2 protein-coding genes are annotated in these 3,502 nt (G+C 59.7%); both read right to left on the reverse strand.

Going from position 1 to position 3,502, the window contains the following annotated elements:
- A complete protein-coding gene (locus GTF44_RS21770; protein ID WP_171563857.1) occupies positions 1–1,179 on the reverse strand; it encodes an HlyD family efflux transporter periplasmic adaptor subunit in 1,179 nt (392 codons plus the stop codon).
- On the reverse strand, positions 1,180–3,369 hold the full coding sequence (locus tag GTF44_RS21775) for an ATP-binding cassette domain-containing protein (protein ID WP_171569634.1): 2,190 nt from the start codon (positions 3,367–3,369) through the stop codon (positions 1,180–1,182). It lies immediately after the preceding gene.
- Positions 3,370–3,502 lie beyond the last annotated feature (133 nt).

Raw genomic sequence — 3,502 nt, forward strand, 5'->3', positions numbered from 1 at the left:
TCATAGCTCAGCAAGCGCCTCGCGCGCTCGTAGGACAGGGCGCAAAACAAAATCAAGCACACGGGTGGTGCTGGCTTGTAGTTCAGCTTCAACCACCATGCCGTTGCGCAGTTCACGACCGGATCCGATCCAGCGATCTTTATCGGCATCATCAATTCGAATGGTCACGATGAAGGCGGCGGGTAAACGCTGGTCAGTTGGGTGTGGGACGGTATCGGCGCCGATCCGAAACACCTCGCCGCCCAGGGTACCATGCACTGTAAAGTCATAGGCAGTAACTTTGAGCGTCGCCCGCATAGCGTGTGTGACAAAGCCAATATCTTGGGGCTCAACGCGCACCTCGATCAACAGTTGATCCTCGTCCGGGACGATCTCCAGGATCGGTTCTCCAGGTCCGACCACGGCTCCCAGAGTTGAGAAGAAGAGCTGGTTGACGGTGCCAGCGGATGGCGCCTCGACGATAGTGCGCGCAAGCTGATCCTGGCGCCCCGCCAAGGTTGAGGTCAGAACATCAATCTCGGCGATCACCTCGGACAGTTCTGCGGCCACGGCGCGACGCTGCTCGGCAATAAACCCCGCCAGTTCGGTCTCAAGCTCAACCAGCGCGAGTTCCGCGTTGAGCATCTGTAGCTCAGGGACTGCTCTGGTCGCGACCAGCGGTCGGAGCAAGCTCACCTCTTGCTCACGCAGACTGATGCTCTGTTCCAGTTGTGAGACTGTCGATGCCTGTAACTCAGTACGTGTCTCAAAGACGAGTTCTTCGCTGCGCGACAGGTCAGGCCGACGTGCGGAGAGCTCGGCGGGGACTTGTAGAATATCATCTTCATTTGCCTCGGCCTCAAGACGGATCCGGCGGATTTCAAGAGCAGTGATCTGCTGCTCGAGCTCTGCCACACCGGCCTCAAAGCGGGTCGGATCGAGCCGCATCAGTTGCTGACCGGCGGCGACACGGTCCCCCTCCTCCACCTCGATCGCGATGAGAATGCCGCCCTCAAGGTTCTGGACAATCTGTGTCCGGGTTGCGGTGACGACTTGTCCTTCGGCGCGGACCACACGAGCCAGTTCTGCGACACTGCTCCAGCCGACCACGGCGCATAGTGTGAGCACGCAGAGCCAGATAATCGTCCTGTCTCGACCGGCCGCTTTTCGTTCTTCTTGCAGGGGATCGAAGACGGCCATTCATCCACCCTCCGCAACTGGTGCAGGGTTGGCGTTTTGCTTGACGTCGTCGCGTGTTTCAGCCGATGCGTGATCTGGCCTGCTGGTGGCGTCCACGCGCCGTTGCGCGGCGGAAAGCTTCTCGAGAATCTCATCTCTTGGCCCGTCAGCAACGATACGGCCTTTGCCCATGATGATGATCCGGTCGACCAGGGACAGAATTGGTGTGCGATGAGTCGCTACGACAAGTGTGCCCTGTGCGTTCCAGGTGCGGAGTTGCTCGATGACGTGAGCTTCGAGGCTCGTGTCAAGGCTGGCCGTCGGTTCATCAAGCAGCATAGTGCCGGGACGCAACAGGAAAACGCGGGCTAGCCCGACCGACTGACGCTGACCGACCGATAGGCCGGTGCCGCCATCTTGGAGCACCATATTGAAGCCGCGAGGGTCCGAGCGCACGACTGTTCCGAGACCTGCCTTTTCGATGGCGGACATGAGATCGTCGTCGGACAGGTTCTGCCGGCCTAATGTAAGGTTGTCCCGCAACGTGCCGCGGAAAAGGACTGTGTCTTGAGACAAGTAGGCGACAGCCCGGCGATATGTGTTGGGATCGATCTGGTGAATATCGGTGCCATCAATCGAGACACGTCCCGTATTGGGGGAGTAAACCCCAGATAACAGCCGCAGAAGCGTCGACTTACCGGACCCGTTGGGTCCCAGAAGCGCGATACGCTCGCCCCGCTGAATATGTAGTCGGGCCACATCAAGGGCAGGCGCGGCCCCCTCGGAAAAACTATAGGTGACGCGCTCCATTGATAGCTCGCCCGGTTGGGCACCACGTTTGATCAGCGGCGCGTCTGGCGCAACGTCTGAGGGTCCATCCGCAATGACCTCCAACCCGTCAAGGGCTGTGCTCACCTGGTGCCACCGCATCAGGACGGTGCTTAAGCGCGCCATCGGAGACATGGCGCGAGAGACGAGGATTGAGGTGGCGATGATCGCCCCAACGGTCATCGCGCCTTCGAATACTTGATAGACCGAGGCAGCAATGGTCAGCGCGTATGCTGCCTGCTGGACACTTGTCGCCCATTGCGTGAGACCGACGGATAGGGCGCGTTGCCGAAAGGACGAGTCTGCGATCAATGCGCTGATGTCTTTCCATTGATCTGCAAAAAACGCCTCTGCCCGGGTCAGTTTGACCGTTTCCAACCCATAAGAGACTTCGTTGATGAGGCGCCCTGCTGAGGTTTGTGCCCCAAGCGAGGAGGCCGCTATACGCAACATGCGCCGCTTAAACAGAAACGGCGGGATCGTCATCAAGACTATGCCGACCGCAGGGACAATCACAACCGGGCCTGCGATCCAGTAGACAAGGAGGAGAAAGAGCAAAGAGAACGGAACATCCGCGAGGGCGCCCACAGCTGCTTCGGTTACAAACTCCCGCACAGCACCAAACTCTCGCATGAGCTGTGACAGACGACTGGCCCTTGGTGTTGACGGGCCCATCTTCAAGGCAAAGAGGCGGCGCAGCAAATCGGCAGAAGCTTCCACGTCAAGTCGGCGGCCGGCCCGATCCATGACCCGCGCGCGGGCTACTCGCATGACGGCTTCGAGAACGACGGCAACAAAAACCCCGATCAAGAGCACCCAGAGTGTCTCTTCCGAGCGGTTCGGGATGACCCGGTCATAGACCTGAAGCGCAAAGAGCGAAGTCACAACCGCGAGAATATTTGCGACCAGGGAGGCCGCGAAAACACTGCCCAGAGGCGTTTCCTTGGAAAAGGCTCGTGACCAGAACCAATGACGTCGGGCGCCAATAACGTCTTGCTCAAGCGCAACCCGATCAAGAGATTTGCGCAAAGCGAGCGCATCGCGCGTTGCGACGGCCTGCAGGCTGCGCAACGGAAGCACGCGCCCCTCGCCCGGAAGATCTGGATCGGAGAGTGTCACTGTCTCACCATCGGAGGCGATCACCACCACCCATGTCTCGTCCTTCAGACGCAGACAGAGCGGCAGCGGGCGATCTATGCGCCGAGACGTGCGTAAGGGCGCAAGAACGAGATCATTGCGCTGCAGGAGCCAGCGCAACTCATGCACGTTGTTTCCGGCTTCGGCCAAGCTCCGCGGATCGACTGTTGCGCCAACCAAAGCGGCCTGTGCACCAAGCGCTTGTCCGAGCTTCATAGAGGCCGTAGAAAACGGGGCGTCGGTCATTGAGCATCACCCCAGGCAACCAGCGCCCCTTCAAGGGCGGCTCGACGCATCTGTAGACGCAGAATCTCGGCGCGGGTCGAAATCAGATCGCGCTCCGCTTGAAGGAGGGTTCGATAGACAGTGATACCGTCGG

The organism is Roseobacter sp. HKCCD6576-2 (assembly GCF_013179285.1).
In the GTDB taxonomy this organism is placed as follows: Bacteria; Pseudomonadota; Alphaproteobacteria; order Rhodobacterales; family Rhodobacteraceae; genus Rhodophyticola; species Rhodophyticola oceani.